General features: G+C 67.0%; 29 protein-coding genes. 6 read left to right on the top strand and 23 right to left on the bottom strand.

The genetic code is table 11. The features are described from left to right. Window positions 1-211: 211 nt before the first annotated feature. The 3 genes from HWX22_RS02085 to HWX22_RS02095 form a co-directional block, all read right to left on the bottom strand. On the bottom strand, window positions 212-1,006 hold the full coding sequence (locus HWX22_RS02085; protein ID WP_059526179.1) for an ABC transporter ATP-binding protein: 795 nt from the start codon (window positions 1,004-1,006) through the stop codon (window positions 212-214). A 1-nt stretch (window position 1,007) separates the two neighbouring features. Continuing rightward, the gene (locus tag HWX22_RS02090; protein WP_059526182.1) at window positions 1,008-1,904 is read right to left on the bottom strand and encodes an ABC transporter permease; all 897 of its coding nucleotides are present in this window, start codon (window positions 1,902-1,904) and stop codon (window positions 1,008-1,010) included. 139 nt (window positions 1,905-2,043) lie between these two features. Beyond that, window positions 2,044-3,009 carry an ABC transporter substrate-binding protein gene (locus HWX22_RS02095; RefSeq protein ID WP_175914972.1) on the bottom strand — a complete coding sequence of 322 codons (966 nt, stop codon included), beginning with the start codon at window positions 3,007-3,009 and terminating at the stop codon, window positions 2,044-2,046. A gap of 347 nt (window positions 3,010-3,356) precedes the next feature. Here HWX22_RS02095 and HWX22_RS02100 point away from each other — a divergent pair, with 347 nt between their 5' ends. Then, a complete protein-coding gene (locus tag HWX22_RS02100; protein WP_059526188.1) occupies window positions 3,357-3,665 on the top strand; it encodes a VF_A0006 family four-cysteine protein in 309 nt (102 codons plus the stop codon). Window positions 3,666-3,775: 110 nt separating this feature from the next. Here HWX22_RS02100 and HWX22_RS02105 read toward each other — a convergent pair whose 3' ends face one another. Next, the gene (locus HWX22_RS02105) at window positions 3,776-4,591 is read right to left on the bottom strand and encodes a MetQ/NlpA family ABC transporter substrate-binding protein (protein ID WP_059691441.1); all 816 of its coding nucleotides are present in this window, start codon (window positions 4,589-4,591) and stop codon (window positions 3,776-3,778) included. A gap of 174 nt (window positions 4,592-4,765) precedes the next feature. Beyond that, entirely contained in the window at window positions 4,766-6,334 is a 1,569-nt protein-coding gene (locus HWX22_RS02110) for a methyl-accepting chemotaxis protein (RefSeq protein ID WP_175909310.1), read from the bottom strand. A 199-nt stretch (window positions 6,335-6,533) separates the two neighbouring features. Between HWX22_RS02110 and HWX22_RS02115 the strand changes: the two genes are divergently transcribed. Next, window positions 6,534-6,824: a YciI family protein gene (locus HWX22_RS02115; protein WP_044848209.1), complete on the top strand. Its 291-nt coding sequence runs from the start codon at window positions 6,534-6,536 to the stop codon at window positions 6,822-6,824. A 151-nt stretch (window positions 6,825-6,975) separates the two neighbouring features. Here HWX22_RS02115 and HWX22_RS02120 read toward each other — a convergent pair whose 3' ends face one another. Genes HWX22_RS02120 through HWX22_RS02140 form a run of 5 tightly spaced genes read right to left on the bottom strand, consistent with a single transcriptional unit; the run spans window position 6,976 to window position 11,058 of the window. Further along, complete coding sequence (locus HWX22_RS02120; RefSeq protein WP_059599875.1) at window positions 6,976-7,593, bottom strand: SCO family protein; 618 nt, start codon at window positions 7,591-7,593, stop codon at window positions 6,976-6,978. Window positions 7,594-7,611: 18 nt separating this feature from the next. Then, window positions 7,612-8,514: a heme o synthase gene (gene cyoE, locus HWX22_RS02125; protein WP_006477738.1), complete on the bottom strand. Its 903-nt coding sequence runs from the start codon at window positions 8,512-8,514 to the stop codon at window positions 7,612-7,614. Between the two features lie 8 nt (window positions 8,515-8,522). Then, window positions 8,523-9,635: a COX15/CtaA family protein gene (locus HWX22_RS02130; RefSeq protein WP_059703318.1), complete on the bottom strand. Its 1,113-nt coding sequence runs from the start codon at window positions 9,633-9,635 to the stop codon at window positions 8,523-8,525. A 25-nt stretch (window positions 9,636-9,660) separates the two neighbouring features. Further along, window positions 9,661-10,287 (bottom strand): cytochrome C oxidase subunit I, encoded by a 627-nt coding sequence (locus tag HWX22_RS02135; protein ID WP_175914973.1) that lies wholly within the window; start codon window positions 10,285-10,287, stop codon window positions 9,661-9,663. Window positions 10,288-10,347: 60 nt separating this feature from the next. Continuing rightward, window positions 10,348-11,058, bottom strand: coding sequence for an SURF1 family protein (locus tag HWX22_RS02140; protein ID WP_244135181.1), 711 nt, complete (start codon window positions 11,056-11,058; stop codon window positions 10,348-10,350). 84 nt (window positions 11,059-11,142) lie between these two features. Here HWX22_RS02140 and HWX22_RS02145 point away from each other — a divergent pair, with 84 nt between their 5' ends. Beyond that, window positions 11,143-11,352: a twin transmembrane helix small protein gene (locus HWX22_RS02145; protein WP_044848213.1), complete on the top strand. Its 210-nt coding sequence runs from the start codon at window positions 11,143-11,145 to the stop codon at window positions 11,350-11,352. Between the two features lie 199 nt (window positions 11,353-11,551). On the opposite strand, the gene HWX22_RS02150 is transcribed toward HWX22_RS02145, so the two are convergent. The 8 genes from HWX22_RS02150 to HWX22_RS02185 all read right to left on the bottom strand — a co-directional run bounded on the left by HWX22_RS02150 (window position 11,552) and on the right by HWX22_RS02185 (window position 18,596). Next, window positions 11,552-12,409, bottom strand: a complete 858-nt coding sequence (locus HWX22_RS02150) for a cytochrome c oxidase subunit 3 (protein ID WP_059819826.1) — start codon at window positions 12,407-12,409, stop codon at window positions 11,552-11,554. 139 nt (window positions 12,410-12,548) lie between these two features. Then, window positions 12,549-12,749 (bottom strand): DUF2970 domain-containing protein, encoded by a 201-nt coding sequence (locus HWX22_RS02155; RefSeq protein WP_175914975.1) that lies wholly within the window; start codon window positions 12,747-12,749, stop codon window positions 12,549-12,551. Window positions 12,750-12,765: 16 nt separating this feature from the next. Next, entirely contained in the window at window positions 12,766-13,374 is a 609-nt protein-coding gene (locus HWX22_RS02160; protein ID WP_059507798.1) for a cytochrome c oxidase assembly protein, read from the bottom strand. Between the two features lie 35 nt (window positions 13,375-13,409). After that, the gene (locus tag HWX22_RS02165) at window positions 13,410-13,550 is read right to left on the bottom strand and encodes a cytochrome oxidase small assembly protein (protein ID WP_006752059.1); all 141 of its coding nucleotides are present in this window, start codon (window positions 13,548-13,550) and stop codon (window positions 13,410-13,412) included. Between the two features lie 69 nt (window positions 13,551-13,619). Then, on the bottom strand, window positions 13,620-15,227 hold the full coding sequence (gene ctaD / locus HWX22_RS02170; RefSeq protein ID WP_175909304.1) for a cytochrome c oxidase subunit I: 1,608 nt from the start codon (window positions 15,225-15,227) through the stop codon (window positions 13,620-13,622). Between the two features lie 43 nt (window positions 15,228-15,270). After that, window positions 15,271-16,854, bottom strand: a complete 1,584-nt coding sequence (coxB, locus tag HWX22_RS02175) for a cytochrome c oxidase subunit II (RefSeq protein ID WP_059819827.1) — start codon at window positions 16,852-16,854, stop codon at window positions 15,271-15,273. A gap of 56 nt (window positions 16,855-16,910) precedes the next feature. Continuing rightward, window positions 16,911-17,435 carry a DUF2244 domain-containing protein gene (locus tag HWX22_RS02180; RefSeq protein ID WP_059599867.1) on the bottom strand — a complete coding sequence of 175 codons (525 nt, stop codon included), beginning with the start codon at window positions 17,433-17,435 and terminating at the stop codon, window positions 16,911-16,913. A 195-nt stretch (window positions 17,436-17,630) separates the two neighbouring features. Next, on the bottom strand, window positions 17,631-18,596 hold the full coding sequence (locus tag HWX22_RS02185; protein WP_059526219.1) for a methyltransferase domain-containing protein: 966 nt from the start codon (window positions 18,594-18,596) through the stop codon (window positions 17,631-17,633). A gap of 83 nt (window positions 18,597-18,679) precedes the next feature. On the opposite strand from HWX22_RS02185, the gene HWX22_RS02190 reads away from it, so the two are divergent. Next, entirely contained in the window at window positions 18,680-19,492 is an 813-nt protein-coding gene (locus tag HWX22_RS02190; protein WP_175909301.1) for a phosphoribosyltransferase family protein, read from the top strand. Window positions 19,493-19,599: 107 nt separating this feature from the next. After that, on the top strand, window positions 19,600-20,070 hold the full coding sequence (gene trmL, locus HWX22_RS02195; protein ID WP_059691434.1) for a tRNA (uridine(34)/cytosine(34)/5-carboxymethylaminomethyluridine(34)-2'-O)-methyltransferase TrmL: 471 nt from the start codon (window positions 19,600-19,602) through the stop codon (window positions 20,068-20,070). A 32-nt stretch (window positions 20,071-20,102) separates the two neighbouring features. Here the strand turns inward: trmL and HWX22_RS02200 are convergent, their stop codons facing one another. The 5 genes from HWX22_RS02200 to HWX22_RS02220 all read right to left on the bottom strand — a co-directional run bounded on the left by HWX22_RS02200 (window position 20,103) and on the right by HWX22_RS02220 (window position 23,024). Continuing rightward, on the bottom strand, window positions 20,103-20,627 hold the full coding sequence (locus HWX22_RS02200) for an O-acetyl-ADP-ribose deacetylase (protein ID WP_175909299.1): 525 nt from the start codon (window positions 20,625-20,627) through the stop codon (window positions 20,103-20,105). A 105-nt stretch (window positions 20,628-20,732) separates the two neighbouring features. Continuing rightward, window positions 20,733-21,731, bottom strand: coding sequence for an NAD(P)H-dependent glycerol-3-phosphate dehydrogenase (locus HWX22_RS02205; protein WP_059526231.1), 999 nt, complete (start codon window positions 21,729-21,731; stop codon window positions 20,733-20,735). Between the two features lie 26 nt (window positions 21,732-21,757). Continuing rightward, on the bottom strand, window positions 21,758-22,237 hold the full coding sequence (gene secB / locus HWX22_RS02210) for a protein-export chaperone SecB (protein WP_034179115.1): 480 nt from the start codon (window positions 22,235-22,237) through the stop codon (window positions 21,758-21,760). Between the two features lie 107 nt (window positions 22,238-22,344). After that, a complete protein-coding gene (gene grxC / locus HWX22_RS02215; protein WP_011658009.1) occupies window positions 22,345-22,605 on the bottom strand; it encodes a glutaredoxin 3 in 261 nt (86 codons plus the stop codon). Beyond that, entirely contained in the window at window positions 22,602-23,024 is a 423-nt protein-coding gene (locus tag HWX22_RS02220; RefSeq protein WP_050014781.1) for a rhodanese-like domain-containing protein, read from the bottom strand. The genes grxC and HWX22_RS02220 overlap by 4 nt, the downstream gene beginning before the upstream one ends. A gap of 136 nt (window positions 23,025-23,160) precedes the next feature. On the opposite strand from HWX22_RS02220, the gene gpmA reads away from it, so the two are divergent. Then, window positions 23,161-23,907: a 2,3-diphosphoglycerate-dependent phosphoglycerate mutase gene (gpmA, locus tag HWX22_RS02225; RefSeq protein ID WP_059526237.1), complete on the top strand. Its 747-nt coding sequence runs from the start codon at window positions 23,161-23,163 to the stop codon at window positions 23,905-23,907. The last annotated feature ends 242 nt before the right edge of the window (window positions 23,908-24,149 follow it).

Below are 24,149 nucleotides of genomic sequence, written 5' to 3' on the forward strand. Positions count from 1 at the left end.
TGGCAATGCGCGTGCGTCGCACAGTACTGAGGCGAAACCGGTTTTTCGTCAGAGGAAAAACGACGGGAAATCCAGCGCGATCGTTCATGTTACGCCGCACCGGAGCGGGCGGGCCGGATCGTGTCGTCCGAATCGCCGGGCCGACACGCCAACCGCCGGGCGAACCGGCACGATGCGGCACCCCGCACCGCGCCGGCCCGCCCGCCGCGCGTCAGCCGAGCAGCAACGCGTCGTCGTCGAGCTGCTCGTGCCGCACCTTCTCGAACATCTGCAGCAGGTCCGGCACGTCGAGCCCGCGGCGCTGGTCGCCCGACACGTCGAGCACGACCTGCCCCTGGTGCAGCATCACCGTGCGGTCGCCGTAGTCGAGCGCCTGGCGCATGCTGTGCGTGACCATCATCGTCGTCAGCTTGCTCTCGGCGACGATGCGCGCGGTCAGCTCCAGCACGAACGCGGCCGTCTTCGGGTCGAGCGCGGCCGTGTGCTCGTCGAGCAGCAGGATCCGCGACGGCCGCAGCGACGCCATCAACAGGCTCACCGCCTGCCGCTGACCGCCTGACAGCAACCCGATCCGATCGGTCAGCCGGTTTTCCAGCCCGAGGTTCAGCAGACGCAGCTTGTCGCGGAACAGCTCGCGCGACGGCCGGTCAAGCGCCGCGCGAAAGCCACGCCGGGCGCCGCGCGCCATCGCGAGCGCCATGTTTTCCTCGATCGTCAGCGCCTCGCAGGTGCCGGCCATCGGATCCTGGAACACGCGCGCGACGAGGTGCGCGCGGTCCCACGCCGGCTGGCGCGTCACGTCCGTGCCGTCGATCGCGATGCGTCCCGCATCGACGCGCTGGTCGCCGCTGATCGCGTTGAGGAAAGTCGACTTGCCAGCGCCGTTCGAGCCGATCACCGCGACGAACTGGCCGTCGGGAATCTCGAGCGACAGCCCGCGCAACGCGCGCGTCTCGATCGGCGTGCCGGGGTTGAACGTGAGTTTCAGGTCGTGTGCGGACAGCATGTCAGGCCCCTCCGTTCTTGCGCGCGAACAGCTTCTTGCGCGTCGCCGGCAGCACCAGCGCGATCGTGACGAGCGCGGCCGTCACGAGGTTCAGGTCCTGCGCCTTCAGGCCGATGAATTCGCTGTTCAGAGCAAGCGCGATGAAGAAGCGGTAGACGATCGCGCCGAGCACGACGGCGAGCGTCGTCAGCACGAGCCGGCGCGCGGGCAGCAGCGTTTCGCCGATGATCACCGCGGCCAGCCCGATCACGATCGTGCCGATCCCCATCGAGATGTCGGCGCCGCCCTGCGTCTGCGCGAACAGCGCACCGGCGAGCGCGACGAGCGCGTTCGACAGCGCCATCCCGGCGAGCGTCGCGCGGCCCGTCGCGATGCCCTGCGCGCGCGCCATCCGCGGGTTCGCGCCGGTCGCGCGCATCGCGAGGCCGAGCTGCGACGAGAAGAACCAGTCGAGGCCGAGCTTCGCGACCACGACGACGATCGCGAGCAGCGCCGGGCGCAGCACGTAGTCGGGCATCCAGTCGGGCTGCAGCACGGTAAAGATCGTCGGCTCGGTGATGAGCGGCACGTTCGGCCGGCCCATGATCCGCAGGTTCACCGAGTAGAGCGCGATCATCATCAGGATGCTGGCGAGCAGGTCCATGATCTTCAGGCGCACGTTGAGCCAGCCGGTGACGAAGCCGGCCAGCGCGCCCGCGACGATCGCGATCACCGTCGACGTGAACGGGTCGTGGCCAGCGGAAATCAGCGTCGCGGCGACGGCGCCGCCGAGCGGAAAGCTGCCGTCGACGGTCAGGTCGGGGAAGTTGAGGATGCGGAATGAAATCAGCACCCCGAGGGCGACGAGACTGAAGATCAGGCCGATCTCCAGCGCGCCCAGAAACGAGAACAGAGACATGATGGGGAAATCCTGTTGCTTCCCGGCCGGACGTGTACGGCCGGGCGAAGCGGACGGGCGGCCCCGGGTGGGAGCCGCCCGCCCGGCGGTTTCGTTCAGGCCCGGATCGGGCCTGCAAGCGCGGCGGTCGGGCCGCGGCTTACTTGATGACCGTCTTCGCGTCCTTGAGCAGATCCGGCGACAGCGTCACGCCCTGCTTCGCGGCCGCGCCCGTGTTCGCGAACAATTCGAGGTTGCTGCTCGTCTCCGACGCGATCGCGCCCGGCTTCTCGCCCTTCAGGATGCGCGCGACGACCTTGCCGGTCTGCCGGCCGAGGTCGCCGTAGTTGATGCCGAGCGCCGCGATGCCGCCGCGCTTCACGCTGTCGGTGTCGCCGGCGACGAGCGGGATCTTCGCTTCGTTCGCGACCTTCACGAGCGCTTCGTACGCGGACACGACGTTGTTGTCGGTGTTCGTGTAGATCACGTCGACCTTGCCGATCAGGCTCTTCGCGGCCGGGCCGATGTCGACGGTGCGCGGCGCGGCCGCTTCCTTCAGCGTCATCCCCTGCTTCGCGAGAAGCTCCTTGAGCTCCTTCACGACCACGACCGAGTTCGCCTCGCCCGGGTTGTAGACCATGCCGACCGTCTTCGCCTTCGGCACGACGCGCTTGATCAGCGCGACCTGACGGTCGAGCGGCAGCTTGTCGGAGACGCCAGTCACGTTGGTGCCCGACGCGCCCCAGCCCTTCACGAGCTGCGCCGCGACCGGATCGGTCACGCCCGAATAGACGACCGGCACGCTCTTCGTCGATGCAACCACCGCCTGCGCGGCCGGCGTCGCGATCGCGACGATCACGTCGGGCTGGTCGCCGACGAACTTGCGCGCGATCTGCGCGGCCGTGCCCGTGTTGCCCTGCGCGCTCTGGTATTCCCACTTGAGCTTGTCGTCGCCGTAGCCTTCCGCCTTCAGTTCGGCGCGCACGCCGTCGCGGATCGCATCGAGCGCCGGATGGTCGACGATCGACAGCACCTTGACCGTCTGGGCGTGCGCGGCGCCTGCCAGCGCGAATGCGGCGACACCGGCCGTGATCGAACGGATCGCGAAAGTCTTGAAACGCTTCATGGGTGAGTCTCCCCCGTATTTGTGTCGGTTCTGGATGATGGATTCCCGCCGCCGTCATGCAGGTGCCGATGCGCGCGCAACCGGATGACGGCGCGGGCGGCAGCGGCCCCGCGCGGGCCCCGGGAAAGCGCGCGGCGGCGAACGCACGAGGATACCATTTCCGCAGACCACCGCCTGACTCCTCGCTTTCGGCCGACTGGGCGGCACACGCGGCCGCCGCACCGCCGCGAAACGCTCGGGAAGCCCGGCCGGCGGCGCTCCGCGCCGGTCCCGGCGCAACGCGTCAGCCGCGTTCACAGCTTTACGTTATGCTGTCCGCCGACCCAATCCACACCATCGGAGGGTGCATGAAACGGGGACTCCACGCGATCGCGTGCGCGGCCGTCGCGCTGGTGCTGCCAGGCGCGGCATTCGCGCTGACCGACGGCAGCGCGCAATACGACGACTGCATGCTGGGCGCGCTGCGCGAGAGCCGCAACGGCGCGGCCGCGCAACTGATCCAGCGCTCGTGCGACGCGCTGTACCGCAACAACGCGATGCTGCTGCCGCGCGAGCGGCGCTTTCACGAGTGCGTCGTGCAGTCGTTGCCGGGCGTGCGCGACAACTACGCAATCCAGCAGATCATGGCGATCTGCTCGCGGCGCGGCGAGATGTGAGCCGGCACTGAACGCCGGGCGCCGCGCCATGGTCTGCCGGCGGCGCCAACGAAAAAGGGCCTGCGCGATGCAGGCCCTTTCGTTTCAGCGGTCCGACCGGTGTGCGACGTTCAGAACGACGCGACCATCGAGCCCTTGAACTGCTTCTTGATGAATTCCCGTACTTCCGCCGACTGGTACGCCTTCACCAGCTTCTTCACCCACGGCTGATCCTTGTCCTTCGCGCGCACGGCGATCAGGTTCGCATACGGGCTCGTCAGCGATTCGAGCGCGATCGCGTCCTTGGTCGGCTGCAGGTTCGCGGCGAGCGCGTAGTTCGTGTTGATCACGGCGGCGTCGACATCCGACAGCACGCGCGGCAGTTGCGCGGCGTCGAGCTCGGAGATCTTCAGCTTCTTCGGGTTCTCGGCGATGTCGAGCACCGTCGCGTTGTTGCCGCCCGTGCCGGCGCCGGCCTTCAGCTTGATCACGCCTTGCGTCTGCAGCAGCAGCAGCGCGCGGTTCTCGTTCGACGGATCGTTCGGTACCGCGAGCTTCGCGCCTTGCGGCAGGTCCTTCAGCGCCTTGAACTTCTTCGAGTACACGCCGATCGGCGAGATATAGGTCAGGCCCGCGCTGACGATCTTGTAGCCGCGCTGCTTCACCTGGCTGTCGAGGTACGGCTGGTGCTGGAAGCTGTTCGCGTCGAGGTCGCCCGCATCGAGCGCCGCGTTCGGCTGCACGTAGTCGTTGAACTCGATGACCTTCACGTTCAGGCCTTCCTTCTCCTTCGCGACCTTCTGCACGAGCTGCCACACTTCCGCATCCGGGCCGGCGACCGTGCCGACCTTGATGACCTTGTCCTCGGCGTGCGCGCCCGCCGACAGCGTCAGCGCGGCACCGGTGGCCAGCACGGAAAATACCTTCAGGAGACTGCGACGCTTCATCTGTTTCTCGCTTGCTTGCTAACTAAAAATGGGGCGCGATACGGGTATCCCCGAACTCGCAGGAAGGGGCAAATGGTGTCACAGGATCGGCCGGAAGTGAAATACATCCCGCTCATATGGGTATGCACCGCGGCAGTGCCGGCAGACGATGCGCGGCTCGGCCGTTAGTTGCGTTCAGTGTACGCGGGCACCGGCGTCGGCGACCCGGAACGCGCCGATCGCGTCGCGCAGCCGCCCGGCCTGCTCCTGCAGCGACGCCGCGGCCGCGGTGGCCTCCTCGACGAGCGCCGCGTTCTGCTGCGTGACCTGATCCATCTGCGTGACCGCGCGCCCGACCTGCGTGATGCCGCTCGCCTGCTCTTCGGACGCCGCCGCGATCTCGCCCATGATGTCGGTCACGCGCGCGACCGCCTGCAGGATCTCGCCCATCGTCGTGCCGGCCTGGCCGACCAGCGTCGAACCGTTGCGCACGCGCTCGACCGAATCGACGATCAGCTCGCGGATCTCCTTCGCCGCCGTCGCGCTGCGCTGCGCGAGCGATCGCACCTCGCCCGCGACCACCGCGAAGCCGCGCCCCTGCTCGCCGGCCCGCGCGGCCTCGACCGCCGCGTTCAGCGCGAGGATGTTGGTCTGGAACGCGATGCCCTCGATCACGCCGATGATGTCGGCGATCTTGCGCGAGCTGTCGTCGATCTCGCCCATCGTGCCGATCACGCGACTGACGACGTCGTTGCCCGCCCGCGCGATCTCCGATGCGTTGTTCGCGAGCCCGCTCGCCTGCCGCGCGTTGTCGGCGTTCTGCTTCACCGTCGCGGTCAGCTGCTCCATGCTCGCGGCCGTTTCCTCGAGCGATGCGGCCTGCTCCTCGGTGCGCTGCGACAAGTCGTCGTTGCCGGACGCGATCTCGCGGCTCGCCGACGCAATCGACTCGGCCGACTGGCGGATTCCGCCGATCGTCGCCTGCAGGCGCGCCTGCATGTCGCGCATCGCCGCCATCATGCTCGTGTCGTCGCCCGCACGCACCGGCACCGGCCGCGTGAGGTCGCCCTGCGCGATGCGCGTTGCCAGCGCGGCCGCTTCGTCCGGCTCGCCGCCGAGGCTGCCGCGAACGTTGCGAATGATCACGAGCATCGCCGCGCTGATCACGAAACCGATCACGAACACGACCGCGAGGTGGCCGAACAGCGTCCGGTAATAGACGGTATCGATGTCCTTGAGGAACACGCCGCTCGAGATGTTCCAGTCCCACGGCGCGAAGCGCGTGACGTAGCTGATCTTCGGCACCGCGGTCTCGCTGTGCGGCAACCGCCCGCGATACTCGGCGAAGCCGCTGCCGGTCGCCTTCGCCGCGTTCAGGATCGTGACGAACAGCGGCTTGCCGTCCGGGTCGAGATAGTCGCCGACCTGCGTGCCGACCAGCTTCGGCAGCGTCGGGTGCATCAGCACGACGGGTTTCGAATCCATCACGAACACATAGCCCGACTCGCCGTAGCGCATCGCGGCCAGGCTCGCGAGCGCGTCGCGCTTCGCGTCGGCCTCGGGCAGCGTGCCGCTCTGCGCGAGCGCGTGATATGCGTTGACGATGCCGGCCGCCGAGTCGACCAGATTGGCGATACCGGCCTTGCGTTCGGCGAGCATCGTCGCGCGCGTCTCGTATGCGCTCCATGCGCCGACGCCGAGCAAGCCGATCCATACCAGCGCAAGCGCGAGCCACAGCTTGCGATTCAAACTCATTCTGCTCATCTGCGTGCCTCGTTGTCGAAGTCGATTCCCGCATACGCGCGAACGGCCGGTCGCGCGCAAACGGTTGCCCCCGTATTTACGGCAGCGAGACTTACAACTTGAATACACGCGCGACGGCCGGCACGACACGCGACGGCCGCTGTGCTAAAAAGACCGGCTGACCGGCACACGACGCGCCGGCGACATTCCAGGGCCATCCATGTACGTCATCGACATCCACTACAACGCGTCGCTCGAGCGCATCGACGATGCGCTCGAACGCCACCGTGCGTATCTGCAGCCGCTGTTCGAGCGCGGCATCTTCATCGCGGCGGGGCCGAAGGTGCCGCGCGAAGGCGGCGTGATCCTCGCGGCCCGCATCGACCGCGACGAACTGGACGCGATCCTCGAGACCGATCCGTTCGTGACCGAAGGGCTCGCGACGTACCGCGTGACGGAATTCCGGATCACGCGTGCCGCGCAGGGCTTCAACGTGCCGGCACTGCCGTAACGCGCGCCGGCGCGCGAATACGCGCACGCACGCCGCCTCGCGAGGCGGCGAATGCAGATCGAGGGGAAACGGGAAGAATGCGTGACGGCGCGTCGCGGCCGTCACGCGTTTCGCCGGGCGAACGCCCGGGCGAACATGCGGCGCGCGCCGCTCAGTCGACCAGCAGCTTCAGGTCGTGGACCCACGGGCCGGGGCCCTGGCCGTCACGCACGAACAGGCGCAGCTTGCCGTCGCGGTCGAACACGTAGCTCGCGGCGGTGTGATCCATCGTGTAGCTGCCGGGCGTCTTGCCGGGCACCTTCGCGTAGTACACGCGGAAATCCTTCGTGACCTTCTTGAGCGCCGCTTCGTCGGCCGGCCGCAGGCCGATGAACGACGGATCGAACGCGGGCACGTACTGGCCGAGCAGCGCGGGCGTGTCGCGCTCCGGATCGACGGTGACGAACAGCACCTGCACGCGTTTCGCGGCATCGGGCCCGAGCTGCTTCAGTGCCTCGGACAGTTCGGCCATCGTCGTCGGGCAAACATCCGGACAGTGCGTATAGCCGAAGAACATCACGACCGCACGGCCCTTGAAGTCGGCGAGCGTGCGCACCTTGCCCGTCGTGTCGGGCAGCGAGAAATCGCTGCCGAACTGCGTGTTGCCGGTGATGTCGAGATTCTGGAATTTCGGCGCGTTGTCGCAGCCGGCGAGCAGCGTGGCTGCCGCGAATGCGCACGCGAGCATCCAGCCTTGGCGCGCGCGGCGCCCGAACCATGAATGGAGCATTGCGTTCAAACCGTGCGGTTACACGCCAAGCAGCGGGCGTGCATAGTGATCGACGAGCAGCGCGGCGAACAGCAGCGACAGGTAGACGATCGAGTAACGGAAAGCCTTGCGGGCGAGTTCGTCCGAATAGTCGCGGTGGATCTTCCATGCATACGCGAGGAACACCGCGCCGAGCAGCACCGCGCTCGTCAGGTAGACGGCCCCGCTCATCCCGGAGATGAACGGCATCAGCGTGACCGCGAACAGGATCACCGTATACAGCAGGATGTGCAGCCGCGTGAATTTCTCGCCGTGCGTGACGGGCAGCATCGGCAGGCCCGCGTTTTCGTAATCCTTGCGGCGATACAGCGCGAGCACCCAGAAATGCGGCGGCGTCCACACGAAGATGATCAGCACGAGGATCCATGCATCGCCGGGCACCGCGCCGGTGACCGCGGCCCAGCCGAGCGCCGGCGGCATCGCGCCCGATGCGCCGCCGATCACGATGTTCTGCGGCGTCATCGGCTTGAGCAGCAGCGTGTAGATCACCGCGTAGCCGACGAACGTCGCGATCGTCAGCCACATCGTCAGCGGATTCGTGAACGTATAGAGCGTCCATGCGCCGACGCTGCCGAGCACGGCCGAGAACAGCAGGATCTGCGGAGTCGTGATCTCGCCGCGCGCGGACGGACGCCATGCGGTGCGCCGCATCATCGCGTCGATCTTCTGTTCGACGAGGCAGTTGATCGCGAACGCCGCGCCGGCCAGCAGCCAGATGCCGACGGTGCCGCCGATCAGCACATGCCACGGCACCATGCCCGGCGTCGCGAGAAACATGCCGATCACCGCACAGAACACCGCGAGCTGCGTGACACGCGGCTTCGTCAGCGCCATGTACTGCGAGAACCGGCTACCGGGCGATTGGGAAAGGGTGCTTTGCATGGGGACGGTCACGCCGGGGCGGCGTCGCGCGCGGGCTGCACGACACGGCCGGGGCGGCTTGAAAGGATGCGAAAGTTTAACATGACGACGAGCAGCAGCAGGATCGCGGCGCCGCCGTTGTGCGCGACGGCAACCGGCAGCGGCCACTGCAGCACGATGTTGGTCAGGCCCGTCAGGAACTGCAGCAGGACCACCAGCAGCACGCCGTTCGCGGGCCGGCGCAACGACTCGAAGCGGCGCATCTTCAGCGCGAACGCGACCAGGTACGCGACGACGACGAACGCGAACGTGCGGTGGGTCCAGTGGATCGCGACCAGCGCGTCCTGCGTGATCGCGTCGCCGTCCTTCGTCATGCCGAGCGCGCGCCACAGATGGAAGCCCTGCTCGAAGTTCATCGGCGGAATCCACTGGCCATTGCACGTGGGGAAGTCGGTACAAGCAAGCACCGCGTAGTTGGTGCTCACCCAGCCGCCGAGCGCGATCTGCACGACCAGCAGTACCAGCGCCGCGAGCGCGGCCGCGCGGTAGCGGCCGGCCTCCGGGTCATGCGACGGCAGCGGCGTCTGCCGCGCCGCGAGCCAGCCGAGCGTGCCGAGCAGCGTGAGGCCGAGCAGCAAGTGGGTCGTAACGATCACCGGCTGCAGCTTCATCGTGACCGTCCACGCGCCGAACACGCCCTGCACGACGATCAGCAGCAAGAGGCTCGTCGGCCACCACGGCGACACGTGCAGCGGGCGGCGGCGCAGCCGCGCGGACCACGCAATCACGACCTGCGCGATGATCAGCACGCCGATCGCCATCGCGAAGTAGCGGTGGATCATCTCGATCCACGCCTTCGTCATGCTGACGGGGCCGGTCGGCATTGCCTGGTGCGCGGCCGTGATCGCAGCATGTGCGATGAACGGCGACGACGTGCCGTAGCAGCCGGGCCAGTCCGGGCAGCCGAGGCCCGAATCGGTCAGCCGCGTGAAGCCGCCGAACATCACCAGGTCGAGGGTCAGGAACGTGGTGATCCACACCAGCTTGCGGAACTTGTCGTCGTCGGCCTTCACCCACACGTACGACAGCGGCAGCAGCGCGATGCAGAGGCCGATCAGGCCGAGTTGCAGTAGATACGACATCGAATGGTTGCCTCGCCGTCTCGCCTTAGCCGATGCTCGACCACTTCAGCAGCTTCGTGACGTCCGTCTTGATCTTGCTGGGGTTCGGGTTCTTCGGGAAACGCATCATCAGGTTGCCGTTCGGATCGACCATGTAGATGTGATCGCTGTCTTTGGTGCCGGCTTCTGCCGGCAGCCACGCGGCGACCGCGGCAGGATCGGCGACCAGCCGGCGCGTGTCCGGGTAGGCCTCCAGCACCTTCTGCGGTACCGCGCCCGCATCGCTGCGCAGCCACACCATCGTGATCCGGTGCCGCTCGCCCGCCTGCGTGACGCGGATCTGGCGCATGAAGTAGAGTTTTTGCGCGCAGGCGTCGTCGCACGCGCTGCGGTCGGTCATCACGAACAGCCACACGCCGCGCAGCGACGACAGCGGCACCGTCTTGCCGGTTTCGTCGGTCACCTGCAGGTCGGCCGGAAGCGGCCGCTGCGGCTCGATCAGCGTGCCGTAGTTGGTCGAACCGCCTTTCGGCTTGATCACGTAATAGGTGAAGTACGACGCGATGATCGGCGCCGCGCACACGAGACCCAGCAGCACGAGCATCCAGCGGCCGCGCTTGCGGGCCGCGGGCGAGATCGGCGCTGCGGCCGGACCCTGACGGGAAGATTGCATGGACAAATCAGACCTCTCGAAACGAACCCGCGGCGCTTGCGCCGCGTCCTGGCATGGCGCTCACGCGCCGGCCGACTTCTTCGCCGCACGCCGCGCGGCGTACAGGCCGAAACCGAGCGCGGCCGCCGCCATGGCCCACCACTGAAACATGTAACCGTAATTGCGCTCGACGCCGGTCGTCGCCGCCGGCCAGTCGCGCACGAGCTTGTCGCCGTCGTCGCTCGTCTGCTGGATCACGAACGGCTGCAGCGGCAGCCCCGTTTCCTTCGCATACGCGGCGACGTCCAGGTTTTGCCGGATCTTCTGGTGCGCGGCCGAGCCGCCTTCGCCAAGCTCGAACGCGCGCGACGCATCGGCGCGCGCGATGCCTTCGATCTCGATGTCGCCGTCCGGCGTCGAAAACGGCTCGATCGCCGTGCGATCGGCGATGTTGCGCGGCAGCCAGCCGCGGTTCACCAGCACGACACCGCCGCCCGAGAGTTTAAACGGCATCACGACGTAAAAACCCGGCTGGTCGTTATACGGCCGATTGTCGAGAAACACCGCCAGCTCCGGCAGGAAGCGGCCCCGTGCCCGCACGCGGTGGAACTCGATCGACGCGAGCGGAATCGGCTGCGCGCCGACGTCGACGGGCGCCGCGTGCTCGTAGCGCACGATGCTCGCCTGCAGCGCTTCCTTCTGGTGCGCGCGGTCGCGCTGCCAGAACCCGAGGCGAATCGTGACCGCGACGACGACGAGAATCAGCAGTGCAGGCAGCCAGCGGATCTTCATCGGGCCACCCGCGAGACGCATTCGCGAAAGCGAAGTGCGATAATTATCCTCTTCCTTTCGAATTGCCGTCGTTCGGTTCGCGTCATGCACATCCTCGTTCCCATCGCCTTCGTCCTCATCGTCGCCAGCATGGGCTCGGCGCTCTACTTCATGATGCAAGACCGCGGCCATACGAAACGCATGGTGTGGTCGCTTGCCACCCGCGTCGGGCTGTCGATCTCGCTGTTCCTGTTCATCCTGTTCGCGAACTGGATGGGCTGGATCCATTCGACCGGCCTGCCGATCGGGCGTTGATGCATTCGTTCGTGCCGGCGGTCGCCGTGACCGCCGCGACCGCTGTGACATTTCGCCGCACAACGGCACCACCAAGCAAAAGCGCCGCCTGACGGAGTCGCGGCGGCGCCGGGTTGGCGTTGAGCGCAGGCAACCAGCCGCTGCCCCGTCCCCGCCAATGAAAACGGCCCGCGCATCGCTGCGCGGGCCGTTCCTGCATTTACAGCCAGTAGACGACGACGTACAGGCCGAGCCAGACGACGTCGACGAAGTGCCAGTACCACGCGGCGCCTTCGAATGCGAAGTGGTGATCCGGCTTGAAGTGGCCGCGGATCATCCGCACCAGCACCACCGCGAGCATCGTGCCGCCAAGGAACACGTGGAAGCCGTGGAAGCCCGTCAGCAGGAAGAACGTCGAGCCGTACACGCCCGAGTTCAGCGTCAGGTTCAGTTCGTTGTACGCGTGGTAGTACTCGAAGCCCTGCATGAACAGGAAGCAGACACCGAGCACGAGCGTCGCGGCCAGCCAGGCGATCGCCTTGTTGCGGTGATCGTCGCGCAGCGCGTGGTGCGACACCGTCAGCGTCGCGCCCGACGCCAGCAGGAATGCGGTGTTCAGCGTCGGGATCGGCCACGGGCCCATCGTCTTGAAGTGACCGGCGAGAGCAGCGGGGCCTTCGTTCGGCCACACGGCGGAGAAGTCCGGCCAGATCAGCTTGTAGTCGAGGCTGCCGAGCTGGTGCAGCGCGATTTCACGCGCATAGAACAGCGCGCCGAAGAATGCGCCGAAGAACATGACTTCGGAGAAGATGAACCAGCTCATGCTCCAGCGGTACGACTTGTCGACGTTCTTGCCGTAATGACCGCCTTCCGACTCGGCGATCGCGTCGCCGAACCAGTGATACAGCGTGAAGAGCAACCACAGCAGGCCAAGCAGCGCCGTGTACGGAGCCCAGTCGTGACCGTTGATCCACAGCGCCACCGACGCGAGCATGACCAGCAGGCCGATGGCCGCGCTGATCGGATGCTGCGACGGATGCGGCACGAAATAGTACGGGGTCTGGTTTTGACCGCTCATGCTTGATTCTCCACTTCAGTCCAATTTGTGTACCGGAAACCGCTCCGGCTTTATTTCTTGCACGGCGCGTGCCGCCGCCGCTCTTTCCCGCACGCGGCGCCCGGGCGCCACGCGCTGCATTCTTTCGTGGCCGCGGGCCTCAGCCCACGACCGCGCGCACGATCAGGATCAGCACGCCGATGAACACACCGGCCGCGATCAACGCGACGATCAGCACGTGCAGCGGATTGAGCTGCGTCGCATCGGCCTCCAGGTCGCGCCGCTTGCGCACCCCGAAGAACGACCACAACACCGCTCGCAACGCCTGGCCGAACGCCCCGCTCCGCTTGGTCTCTGTCACCGCCCCGTCTCCATCGTCATGCGTCCGGCTTCGCCGCGCCCTGCGCCGCCGTCTTGCGCGGTGCCGGCGCCGGCGCGGCCGGCGTGTTCAGCTCGAAGAACGTATACGACAGCGTGATCGTCTTCACGTCCTTCGGCAGCTTCGGATCGATCACGAACACCACCGGCATCTTGCGCGACTCGTTCGCGGCCAGCGTCTGTTGCGTGAAGCAAAAACACTCGATCTTCTTGAAGAATTCCGTTGCCTGCTTCGGCGCGTAGCTCGGAATCGCCTGCGCCACCATCGGCCGGCCCTGCCCGTTGGTCACGTCGTACACGATCGTCGTCAGTTCGCCCGGATGCACGTCGAGGCTGTTGTGCTCCGGCTTGAACCCGAGCGGGCCGCGCGCATTCGCATCGAACTCGACCGACACCGTGCGGCTGTAGTCGACCTGCGTGTTCTTCGCCTCGCGTTCGCTGACATCGCGCTGCACCAGGTTGTTGATGCCGGTGATCTGGCAAATCGCGCGATACATCGGAATCAGCGCGAAGCCGAAGCCGAACATCAGCCCGGCCACGACGAAGAGCTTCATCAGCATCGAACGATTGAACGCGCGATCGACGGCGCCCTCTTCCGGCTTCGACATACGACTACTTCCTCGCTACTGCGTCAGTTGCTGCATCAGTGAGTGGACAGCCACCACTGCTTGATCACGACACCCACAAAAAAAACGGCGGCGATGACGAGCAGGGTGAGGCCGAGCCGCTTGTTGCCCGCGCGAATCTGCTCGGGCGTTCGTCTTTCTTGTGGATTCCGGTTCATCTGAAACTTCGGTTCCGCGCCCGCCGCGCCTGCCTGCGCGGCAGGCAACGGCGGAACGCTGGGTGAAACTTATTCGACGTGCGGCGGTTGCTCGAACGTGTGGAAGGGAGCCGGGCTCGGCACCGTCCACTCGAGGCCCGTCGCGCCATCCCACGGCTTGTCCGACGCCTTTTCCAGCTCGCCGCCGCCACGGTAGGCCGGCAGCGCGACCGCGAACAGGAAGTACACCTGCGCGAGGCCGAAGCCGAATGCACCGATCGTCGCCACCTGGTTGAAGTCCGTGAACTGCGCCGGGTAGTCCGCATAGCGGCGCGGCATGCCCGCGAGACCGACGAAGTGCATCGGGAAGAACGTCAGGTTGAAGAAGATCATCGACGACCAGAAGTGGATCTTGCCGCGCGTCTCGTTGTACATCCAGCCCGTCCACTTCGGCGCCCAGTAGTACCAGCCCGAGAACAGCGCGAACAGCGACCCGGCCACGAGCACGTAGTGGAAGTGCGCCACCACGAAGTAGGTGCCGTGGTACTGGATGTCGAGCGGCGCCATCGCCAGCATCAGGCCCGTCAGACCGCCGAACGTGAACACGAACAGGAAGCCGATCGCGAACAGCATCGGGGTTTCGAACGTCATCGAGCCGCGCCACATCGTCGCGAGCCAGTTGAACACCTTCACGCCCGTCGGCACCGCGATCAGCATCGTCGCGTACATGAAGAACAGCTGACCGGTGACCGGCATGCCCGTTGCGAACATGTGGTGCGCCCAGACCATGAACGACAGGATCGCGATCGAAGCCGTCGCGTACACCATCGAGCTATAGCCGAACAGCGTCTTGCGTGCGAACGCCGGGATCACCTGCGACACGATCCCGAACGCCGGCAGAATCATGATGTACACCTCGGGGTGGCCGAAGAACCAGAAGATGTGCTGATACATCACCGGGTCGCCGCCGCCTGCCGCGTTGAAGAACGACGTGCCGAAGTGGCGGTCGAACAGCACCATCGTGATCGCGCCTGCCAGAACCGGCATCACAGCGATCAGCAGGTACGCGGTGATCAGCCAGGTCCATGCGAACATCGGCATCTTCATCAGCGTCATGCCCGGTGCGCGCATGTTCAGGATCGTCACGACGATGTTGATCCCGCCCATGATCGACGAAGCGCCCATGATGTGGACCGCGAAGATCGCGAAGTCCATGCCCGGGCCCATCTGCGTCGACAGCGGTGCGTACAGCGTCCAGCCGGCGGCCGTCGCGCCGCCCGGCGCGAAGAACGAACCGACCAGCAGCACGGCCGCGACCGGCAGCAGCCAGAAGCTGAAGTTGTTCATCCGCGCGAACGCCATGTCGGACGCGCCGATCTGCAACGGAATCATCCAGTTCGCGAAGCCGACGAACGCCGGCATGATCGCGCCGAACACCATGATCAGGCCGTGCATCGTCGTGAGTTCGTTGAAGAACTCCGGACGCATGATCTGCAGGCCCGGCTCGAACAGCTCGGCACGGATGCCGAGTGCCATCACGCCGCCCGACAGGAACATGATGAACGAGAACAGCAGGTACAGCGTACCGATGTCCTTGTGGTTGGTGGCGAACAGCCAGCGACGCCAGCCGTGCGGGGCTTCGTGCGCGTGGTCGTCGTGCGCGTGGTCCGCGGCTACGTCGTGCCCGATGCTAGACATGAGAATCTCCTAATGCGAATACGTCGACTAACTCAGCGACACGTCAAGCCGCCGGCCCGATCTCGACCCGCCGGGCTTCCTTGGCGTCAGCCCCGCCCGTGATCGTTTCCGGCTTTTTGAGAATAATGTGGTCTTCCGCCACGCCTGCTGCCTTCAGCGCGTCGCGCACGGCCTGTGCACGATGCTTGGCGAGTTCAGCGTTCGCGTCGGCCGAGCCCGACTTGTCGGTGAAACCCGACAGCGCGAGCTTCGCGTCCGGATGTGCCTTCGCATAGTCGGCCGCTGCGGCGATCGCCGCTTTCGCGTCGGCCGGCAGCACGCTCTTGCCGGTCTCGAAGTAGATCGTCGACAGCGCAGCCGATGCTGCCGCCGGTTCCGCGCCCGACGCGGCTTGCGCCGGTGCCGAGGCCGCTTCGGCCGGAGCCGCCGCGCCTGCCGCGTCTTCCGGCATCTTGCCGTTGCGCGCGTCAGCCACTTGCTTCGGCTGCAGCAGGTCGTTCTTGTGGTTGCCCCACGAATTGCGCTCGTACGTGATGACCGACGCGATGTCGAGGTCCGACAGCGATGCCCACGACGGCATTGCGCCCTTGCCGTGCAGCACGCGCTCGACGTGACCGGCGATCGGGCCATTCACGATCTGGCTGCCGTCCATCGCCGGGAAGGCGCCGAGGCCCTTGCCGTTCACCTGGTGGCAGGCCGCGCAGTTCGCCTTGTAGACTTCCTCGCCGTGCGCGACGAGTTCGGCCATCGTGTAAACCTTGTTCGGATCGACCGAAGCGCTGGCCAGCTTGGCCTTCTGCGCGGTCACCCACTTCGCGTAGTCGTCGTCCGACAGCACAACGACCACGACCGGCATGAACGCGTGTTCCTTGCCGCACAGTTCGGTACAGAAGCCGCGGAACGTGCCGACCTTGTCGGCCTTGAACCACGTATCGCGCACGAAGCCGGGGATCGCATCCTGCTTCACGCCGAACGCGGGCACGTACCACGAGTGAACGACGTCGTTCGCGGTCGTGATGATGCGGATCTTCTTGTTGACCGGCACGACGAGCGGATTGTCGACTTCCTGCAGGTACGTCTCGGTGATCGGCTTCTTGCCCATCACTTCGTCACGCGGGGTGCTGAGCGTCGACAGGAAGCTGATGCCCTCGCCCGGGCCCTTCACGTAGTCGTAGCCCCACTTCCACTGGTAGCCGGTGACCTTGATCGTGAGATCGGCGTTGGTCGTGTCCTTCATCGCGACGACGGCCTTCGTGGCCGGCAGCGCCATCAGCACGACGATGATGAACGGCACGATCGTCCAGATGATTTCGACGGTCGTGCTTTCATGGAAATTGGCGGCCTTATGGCCCTTGGATTTGCGGTGCGCGAAGATCGAATAGAACATCACGCCGAACACGCCGACGAAGATCACCGTACACAGGATCAGCATCATCGTGTGGAGATCGTAGAGCTCCTCGGCGATCTTCGTGACCGGCGGCTGAAAGTTGATCTCGTTGACGCGGGGGCCGCCCGGGCTATCACCGACCGCCAGAGCAGCGCCGGCAAAGAGCAATCCGCTGCATGCCAGCACGCCCGTGAGGGCTCGCTTGATTGTTTTCATAGCATCCTTACCCAAAATTTCCATTCAAACCCTCCCCCGTCGCAAGCCGTCGGCCCGTTCCGGCCGATGCCCGCGCCTCGTCAGCCGCAGCGCCTGAGCGACACGCGCAGTTCGTCGGCGAACTGCGCACGCTTGTGCTGCGCGAGATGCTGCCCAATTACGACGGTCTGCCCGCGCGATACCAGTCGAATCGGATCGCGTGGCGTCGCACCCGGCTCGACCCGCACCCAGCGCGGGTTGAATTCGATCTGCGTGAACCGCTCCGCATCCATCCGCTCGATCACGAGCCGGTGCGGAAACAGCCTGATGCGCTCGTAATCGACCGCATGACGGGCGTAGACCGCAAACGCGACGCCTACCGCCAGCAATTCAATTCCTGTGAAGGGCATGACGAGCCAGGCCCCCCGCCACATCAGCAATGCCGCGATCACCAGCGAGAAGCCCGCGAGCGACGCGTAAAACAGCACGAACTGGCGCGGCGACACCGAACAGTTGCGTTTCATGAGCCAGTCTTCGAGGACCGGCTCACCGTTCGTCGTCTCCGCCAAAACCCTCGCTGCTTCCATCGCCGCCTCACGCGAATGGCATGCGATGCATGCCTGCATCGGGCTCGCCGGCCCGTATTGCGGGGACCCCGGGACGACAAGCTGACGCATTATAGGCGGGTTCAATGGCATCCACAAGCAAGCGGCTATCGGCCCGCGAGCCAAGCGCCACAAGCTTCCCGGCCGTTTTTCGCGTCAATTCGACCCCGCTTTGCGCCGCTAATTTCGGACATAACAAAACCCCTCTTTACCGCTTCAACGATTCTTCGGACGCCCCTTTCCGATATCTTCGATGCGCACGATCCCATGCCCCTCGGCGGTCGTGCGCGGCACAGCCTTCCACGCGTGGCCGTAGATCACTTCGAACGTCAGCGGAATCGTACCGTCCGCACGCCGGCGCGCTTCCAGCGCGTCGCCGAGCGCCGCGCGAAAGCGCCGCGCCGCATGCTGCGGCACCGCGCGGTCGAACGGATAGGCGCCCCAGCGACGCACGTCGGCCAGCAGGGAATCGGCGGTCTTGTACGTGACGGTCAGCACTTCCTGGTCCATCACCGGAATCTCGAAGCCGCTCTCGACGAGCATGTCGCCGAGGTCGTGCATGTCGACGAAATCGACGACGCGCGCGGCGGGCGGCGCGATGCCGAGCGCCGCTTCGGCGTCCGCGCAGGCCGCGCGCAGTTCGCGCAGCGTGTCGGGGCCGAGCGTGCTGAACATCAGCAGGCCGTTCACGCGCAGCACGCGCTGCCATTCGGGGAACACCGTATCGGGACGCGAATGCCAGTGCAGCGCGAGATTCGACCAGATCAGGTCGAACGCGCCGGCCGCGAACGGCAGCATCGAGAAGTCGGCCTGCGCGACGCGCGGGCCGCGCTGGCCCAGCGCCCGGCCGAGCGACGCGGGCAGCCAGCGGCGCCAGCTCGTCTGCTCGACCTCGCGCTGGCCCGCCCGCGCGAGCATCGCGCCGGACAGGTCGACACCGAACACCGGGGCTTCGGGAAAGCGCGCGCGCAGCGCCGGCAGGTCGTCGCCCGGACCGCAGCCCGCGTCGAGCACGGCCGCGGGGCTCACCTTGATGTATTCGAGGCGCTCGTTCATCCGCTGCGCGATCTCGCGCGGCAGGAACGCGACCGCGTCGAACGCGGCGGCGCGGCGATCGAAGATCCGCCGCAAACGCCGGGCGTCATTGGCCGGACGGCCGGTTGAAGTCGAAGCTGGGGACATGTCAGGCACACTGGCGAAGAGCCCGAAGTATACTCGCTCGCCTCGCTGCCTTCAGCGAGACGGGGCCGCCAGGAGTGTTCGCGATGGATCGCCGTTTCGCCCCGCGCCCAATGCGCGTCGTTTTGTCGCAGGTTCGTACGCTAGCCGTGCGCGTCGTCGCACTCGCGTTGCCGAATCGGTGTGCACTGTGCGGCAATTTGTCACATACGGTGATGTGCAGCGCCTGCGACGCCGCGTACTGGAACGAAGCGCGGCTGCGCTGCGACGTCTGCGCGGTGCCGCTGGGTGCTGGGCAGCCGCGGCCGCGCCGAGCGCGCGGCCGGCATGATGGCGCCGGTTCCGCGTCCGCGTACCGGTGCGACGCATGCCGCGCGACTCCGCCGCCGTTCGATGCGACGCTCGCGCTCGCCGATTACCGCGCCCCGCTCGACGGGCTCGCGCGCGGCCTGAAGTTTCATGCGCGGCTCGCGCTGGGTGCGGAATTCGCGGCCCGGCTCGCGCAGCGGGTCGACGACACGGACGCGATGCGCGCCGCCGGCCGCTTCGACGTGATCGCACCGGTGCCGCTGTCGCGCGGACGGCTCGTCGCGCGCGGCTACAACCAGGCGTGGGCGATCGCGCAGCCGCTCGCGCGCCGGCTCGGCGTGCGCGCCGACGCGGCGCTGCTTGCACGCGTGACCGAAACCGCGCCGCAGTCGCGGCTCGACCGGCGTGCGCGGCGCGACAACGTGCAGGCAGCGTTCGCGGCGGCGGGCGACCTCACCGGCCGCCACGTGGCGCTCGTCGACGACGTGATGACGTCCGGTGCGACGCTCGCGGCAGCCGCGAATGCATTGAAGGCGGCGGGTGCCGCGCGCGTGACGAATCTGGTTGCGCTGCGCACCGCCAGGGGTTAATTAGTTAGAGAGGCCGGCCGCCCGCACGCGGCGACGGCCGTCACGAACCGGCCGACCGGGACGGAATGCACGCTGCTCCGCCCCGGCCGGCCCAGCCAGACCCAACCATGTTCAACGTCGTCCTCGTCGCCCCAGAAATTCCGCCGAACACCGGCAACGTGATCCGCCTGTGCGCCAATACCGGCGCGCGCCTGCATCTGATCGAGCCGCTCGGCTTTCCGCTCGACGACGCGAAGATGCGCCGCGCGGGCCTCGACTATCACGAGTACGCGGAAATGCGCGTGCACCGCGACTGGGACGCGTTCGTCGCTACCGAAGCACCCGATCCCGCGCGGATGTTCGCATTCACGACCCGCGGCTCGGGCCGCTTTCACGACCATGCGTTCGTGCCCGGCGACTGGTTCGTGTTCGGCTCCGAGACGCGCGGCCTGCCGGCCGAATTGCTCGAACGCTTCCCGAACGAACAGCGCGTGCGCCTGCCGATGCGGCCAGGCAACCGCAGCCTGAATCTGTCGAATACGGTGGCCGTGGTCGTGTTCGAGGCGTGGCGCCAGGCCGGTTTCGAAGGCGGCGCCTGACGCGCGCCCGGCCCGAACCGCATCGCGCAACGTTAGCTGCGCGCGAGCCGCGCGCGATACAGGTCGTAGATATCGGATGAAAAACACGCGAATACCACGCGTGCGAGGTTCGGCGCCTGCGGCAGCATTTCGGCGACCGTGCCGACGGCGATGTCGGCGGCCTCCTCGGCCGGATAGCGGTACACGCCGCAGCTGATCGCCGGGAATGCGATCGAGGTCGCCGCCACTTCCTCGGCCAGCTCGATCGCGCGCCGGTAGCATGCGGCGAGAAGTTCGGACTCGCCGCGCCCCCCGCCATGCCACACCGGGCCGACCGCATGAATCACGTACCTCGCCGGCAACGCGTGGCCGCGCGTGAGCTTCGCATCGCCGGTCTCGCAGCCGCCGAGCGTGCGGCACTCGGCCAGGAGGCCCGGGCCGGCCGCGCGATGAATCGCGCCGTCGACCCCGCCACCGCCGAGCAGCGAACCGTTCGCGGCGTTGACGATCGCGTCGACGTCGAGCGTCGTGATGTCGACGCGTTGCGCGTCGAACGTGGTGGAACCGATCTGCAGCATGACACCCTCCCGAAACGCCGGAGACTGTTCAAGCGTAGTGCGCTTTGGCGCCGCCCGCTTTGCGCGGGCGCGCCCGACCGCAAAAATCGGTGTGATTCGTCAGTGTTATTCGGCGCGCGCGTCGCGCCGCAGCAGGCCGCTGACCGCATCGCGCGGTGCGACGCCGTCGAACAGCACGCCGCACACGGCTTCGGTGATCGGCATTTCGATCGCTTGCGCGCGCGCGAGCGCGAGCACGGCCTGCGCGCAGCGCACGCCTTCGGCCACATGGCCGAGCGCGCCGAGGATGTCGTTCAGCGAGCGGCCGGCCGCCAGTTGCAGGCCGACCGTGCGATTGCGCGACAGGTCGCCCGTCGCGGTGAGGATCAGGTCGCCGAGGCCCGTGAGGCCCGTGAAGGTTTCCGCACGGCCGCCGAGCGCGACGCCGAGCCTCGACATTTCGGCGAGGCCGCGCGTGACCAGCGCGGCGCGCGCGTTCAGCCCGAGCCCGAGGCCGTCGGAGATGCCGGTCGCGATCGCCAGCACGTTCTTCACCGCACCGCCGACCTCGACGCCGACCACGTCGTCACCCGTATAGATCCGCATCGCGCCGTGATGGAACGCGGCGAGCGTGCGCTCGCGGCACTCGGCGGAGGTGCTTGCGACCGTCAGCGCGACGGGCAGCGCGAGCCCGACCTCGCGAGCGAAGCTCGGCCCCGACAGCACGCCGTTGCTGTGCTGCTCCGGCAACTCGGCCGCGATCACCTGGTGCGGCAGCAGGTGCGTGTCGGCCTCGAAACCCTTGCAGACCCACACGATGTGCGCAGGCACGCAGCCTGCGTCGCGCATCGCGCCGAACAGCGTGCGCAGCCCGGCCACGGGCGCGGCGATCACGCACAGCGCGTCGTCCGCGGCGCCGTGCGCGAGCGCGGCGCCGAGATCGGCGTCGTAGCGCAGCGCATCGGGCAGCGCGATGCCGTCCAGATAGCGGGAATTTTCGTGCCGGGCCTGCAGCCCGGCGATCAGCGCGGCGTCGCGCGCCCAGAGAAGCGTATCGTGCCGCGCGGCCAGATGGCCCGCGAGCGCGGTGCCCCAGGCACCGGCGCCGAGAACGGCTACTTTCATACCCAGCACCGGTCCGGAGTGAAACGTCAGTTCAGCGTCGTGCCGTTCGGCGCGCCTGCCGCACCGGCCTGCTGCTGAAGCTGCGCGAGACGCTGCTCGTACAGCGCCTGGAAGTTGATTTCCGCCAGGTGGATCGGCGGGAAGCCCGCACGCGTGATCGCGTCGGCGATGTTCGAGCGCAGGTACGGGAACAGGATCGTCGGGCAGGCGATGCCGACGAGCGGGTCGAGCTGTTCGTCGGGAATGTTGCGAATGTCGAAAATGCCGGCCTGCTTCGCTTCGATCAGGAACGCGACCTTGTCCTTCACCTTCGCGGTGACGGTACCCGACACGACAACCTCGAACACGCTTTCCGCGAGGCGGTCGGCCTTGACGTCGACTTCGACTTCAACCGACGGCATGTCCTGCTCGAGGAAGATCGCCGGCGAATTCGGCTGCTCGAGCGACATATCCTTCAGGTAGACGCGCTGGATGTTGAAGAACGGTTGGTTTTCGACGTCGGACATGGTGTTTCCCTAAAAGTGGTGACGGGGCGGCCCGGCTTCACGCCGGCCGCCTCGGTTGAATCCTGCGCGCTCGAGCCGCGGCGCGACCGGCGGCCATTCTGCCCTAATCAGGCCGCTTGCAGAAGCGGCAAGAGGCCGCCTTCGCGGTCGAGCTTCGACAGATCGTCGTAACCGCCGACGTGCGTCTCGCCGATGTAGATCTGCGGCACCGTGCGACGGCCCGTGCGCGTCATCATTTCGTCACGGCGGGCCGGATCGCGGTCGATCAGCACCTTTTCGATCTGCTCGACGCCGCGCAGCTTCAGCAGGCGCTCGGCCTGGATGCAATACGGACACACCTGTGTGCTGTACATCAAAACCTTGCTCACTTCGCCACTCCTTGTTTGACGACCGGCATCCCGGCCTGCTGCCAGGCGGCAACGCCGCCCTCGAGCACGTGCACCTCGGCATAGCCCGCCGCCTCGACCTCGCGCGCCGCCTTCTGCGACTGCTGGCCATTCTGGCAGACGAGCAGCACGGGGGTGCTCTTGTTTTTCGCGACCTGCGCGATCTTCGCGCCGATCTCGCCGGCGGCGACCTGACGCGCCGACGGCAGATGGCCGGCGGCGAAGTCGGACGCGGTACGCAGGTCGATCACGACCGCGTTGCGGCGATTGATGAGCTGCGTCGCCTCCGCGGCCGACAGGCCGCCACGGCCGCGGCGCAGGGCCGGCCATGCGAGCAGGCCGCCGGAAACCAGCAGGATCGCGATAAGGGCCAGGTTCGTGTAATTGGTAAAGAACGTCACGGAATGCCGCCGGAAAAAGAGAAATCGGAAAAGGACAATCCTGCCATTATAAAATAACCGTCTTGCGCGATGGCGGGCCCGGACCGGGTACCGCACGACGCGCCCCGCTTCCCTATCACTACCGACCGCAAGATCCATGTACAAACTCGTTCTCATCCGCCACGGCGAATCGACGTGGAACAAGGAAAACCGCTTCACCGGCTGGGTCGACGTCGACCTGACCGAACAGGGTCGCAACGAGGCCTACCAGGCCGGCGAATTGCTCAAGGAGGCAGGCTACACGTTCGACATCGCGTACACGTCGGTACTCAAGCGCGCGATCCGCACGTTGTGGCACGTGCAGGACAAGATGGACCTGATGTATCTGCCGGTCGTCCACTCGTGGCGCCTGAACGAACGCCACTACGGTGCGCTGTCGGGCCTGAACAAGGCGGAAACGGCCGCCAAGTTCGGCGACGACCAGGTGCTCGTGTGGCGCCGCAGCTACGACACGCCGCCGCCGGCGCTCGAACCGACCGACGAACGCGCGCCGTTCGCCGACCCGCGCTACGCGAAGGTGCCGCGCGAACAGCTGCCGCTCACCGAATGCCTGAAGGACACGGTCGCGCGCGTGCTGCCGCTGTGGAACGAATCGATCGCGCCGGCCGTCCGTGCGGGCAAGCAGGTGCTGATCGCCGCGCACGGCAACTCGCTGCGCGCGCTGATCAAGTACCTCGACGGCATCTCGGACAGCGACATCGTCGGCCTGAACATCCCGAACGGCGTGCCGCTCGTGTATGAACTCGACGAGAACCTGAAGCCGATCCAGCACTACTACCTGGGCGACCAGGACGCGATCGCGAAAGCACAGGCTGCCGTCGCGAAACAGGGCAAGGCGGGCTGATACCCGCGATGCCGGGCACGCCGCCGCGCGCGCGGCCTGCCCGGCCCAACCCGGCGTGCGGCGCGAACCTTCGCGGCCCCGGTGCGGTCGAATCCGCTTTCGAATCCGCTGCGCGTCCGGCGGCACCCCGCCGGGAACCAGGGCTCCGGGGCCAATTCGCACCGTTCCACTGGGCAATCGGACGAACAGTTATACTTGTCCGCTACATCCCCGCTACCGCCACGCGCTTCCCGACCGCACCA

The sequence above is a fragment of the Burkholderia sp. BCC1638 genome (genome assembly GCF_902833195.1).
Lineage (GTDB): Bacteria > Pseudomonadota > Gammaproteobacteria > Burkholderiales > Burkholderiaceae > Burkholderia > Burkholderia diffusa.

Bases quoted from the DNA above. Each gene is read 5' to 3' on its own strand.
- HWX22_RS02085 (WP_059526179.1), bottom strand. From the start codon at position 1,006: ATGCTGTCCGCACACGACCTGAAACTCACGTTCAACCCCGGCACGCCG.
- HWX22_RS02090 (WP_059526182.1), bottom strand. From the start codon at position 1,904: ATGTCTCTGTTCTCGTTTCTGGGCGCGCTGGAGATCGGCCTGATCTTC.
- HWX22_RS02095 (WP_175914972.1), bottom strand. From the start codon at position 3,009: ATGAAGCGTTTCAAGACTTTCGCGATCCGTTCGATCACGGCCGGTGTC.
- HWX22_RS02100 (WP_059526188.1), top strand. From the start codon at position 3,357: ATGAAACGGGGACTCCACGCGATCGCGTGCGCGGCCGTCGCGCTGGTG.
- HWX22_RS02105 (WP_059691441.1), bottom strand. From the start codon at position 4,591: ATGAAGCGTCGCAGTCTCCTGAAGGTATTTTCCGTGCTGGCCACCGGT.
- HWX22_RS02110 (WP_175909310.1), bottom strand. From the start codon at position 6,334: ATGAGCAGAATGAGTTTGAATCGCAAGCTGTGGCTCGCGCTTGCGCTG.
- HWX22_RS02115 (WP_044848209.1), top strand. From the start codon at position 6,534: ATGTACGTCATCGACATCCACTACAACGCGTCGCTCGAGCGCATCGAC.
- HWX22_RS02120 (WP_059599875.1), bottom strand. From the start codon at position 7,593: ATGCTCCATTCATGGTTCGGGCGCCGCGCGCGCCAAGGCTGGATGCTC.
- cyoE (WP_006477738.1), bottom strand. From the start codon at position 8,514: ATGCAAAGCACCCTTTCCCAATCGCCCGGTAGCCGGTTCTCGCAGTAC.
- HWX22_RS02130 (WP_059703318.1), bottom strand. From the start codon at position 9,635: ATGTCGTATCTACTGCAACTCGGCCTGATCGGCCTCTGCATCGCGCTG.
- HWX22_RS02135 (WP_175914973.1), bottom strand. From the start codon at position 10,287: ATGCAATCTTCCCGTCAGGGTCCGGCCGCAGCGCCGATCTCGCCCGCG.
- HWX22_RS02140 (WP_244135181.1), bottom strand. From the start codon at position 11,058: ATGAAGATCCGCTGGCTGCCTGCACTGCTGATTCTCGTCGTCGTCGCG.
- HWX22_RS02145 (WP_044848213.1), top strand. From the start codon at position 11,143: ATGCACATCCTCGTTCCCATCGCCTTCGTCCTCATCGTCGCCAGCATG.
- HWX22_RS02150 (WP_059819826.1), bottom strand. From the start codon at position 12,409: ATGAGCGGTCAAAACCAGACCCCGTACTATTTCGTGCCGCATCCGTCG.
- HWX22_RS02160 (WP_059507798.1), bottom strand. From the start codon at position 13,374: ATGTCGAAGCCGGAAGAGGGCGCCGTCGATCGCGCGTTCAATCGTTCG.
- HWX22_RS02165 (WP_006752059.1), bottom strand. From the start codon at position 13,550: ATGAACCGGAATCCACAAGAAAGACGAACGCCCGAGCAGATTCGCGCG.
- ctaD (WP_175909304.1), bottom strand. From the start codon at position 15,227: ATGTCTAGCATCGGGCACGACGTAGCCGCGGACCACGCGCACGACGAC.
- coxB (WP_059819827.1), bottom strand. From the start codon at position 16,854: ATGGAAATTTTGGGTAAGGATGCTATGAAAACAATCAAGCGAGCCCTC.
- HWX22_RS02180 (WP_059599867.1), bottom strand. From the start codon at position 17,435: ATGCAGGCATGCATCGCATGCCATTCGCGTGAGGCGGCGATGGAAGCA.
- HWX22_RS02185 (WP_059526219.1), bottom strand. From the start codon at position 18,596: ATGTCCCCAGCTTCGACTTCAACCGGCCGTCCGGCCAATGACGCCCGG.
- HWX22_RS02190 (WP_175909301.1), top strand. From the start codon at position 18,680: ATGGATCGCCGTTTCGCCCCGCGCCCAATGCGCGTCGTTTTGTCGCAG.
- trmL (WP_059691434.1), top strand. From the start codon at position 19,600: ATGTTCAACGTCGTCCTCGTCGCCCCAGAAATTCCGCCGAACACCGGC.
- HWX22_RS02200 (WP_175909299.1), bottom strand. From the start codon at position 20,627: ATGCTGCAGATCGGTTCCACCACGTTCGACGCGCAACGCGTCGACATC.
- HWX22_RS02205 (WP_059526231.1), bottom strand. From the start codon at position 21,731: ATGAAAGTAGCCGTTCTCGGCGCCGGTGCCTGGGGCACCGCGCTCGCG.
- secB (WP_034179115.1), bottom strand. From the start codon at position 22,237: ATGTCCGACGTCGAAAACCAACCGTTCTTCAACATCCAGCGCGTCTAC.
- gpmA (WP_059526237.1), top strand. From the start codon at position 23,161: ATGTACAAACTCGTTCTCATCCGCCACGGCGAATCGACGTGGAACAAG.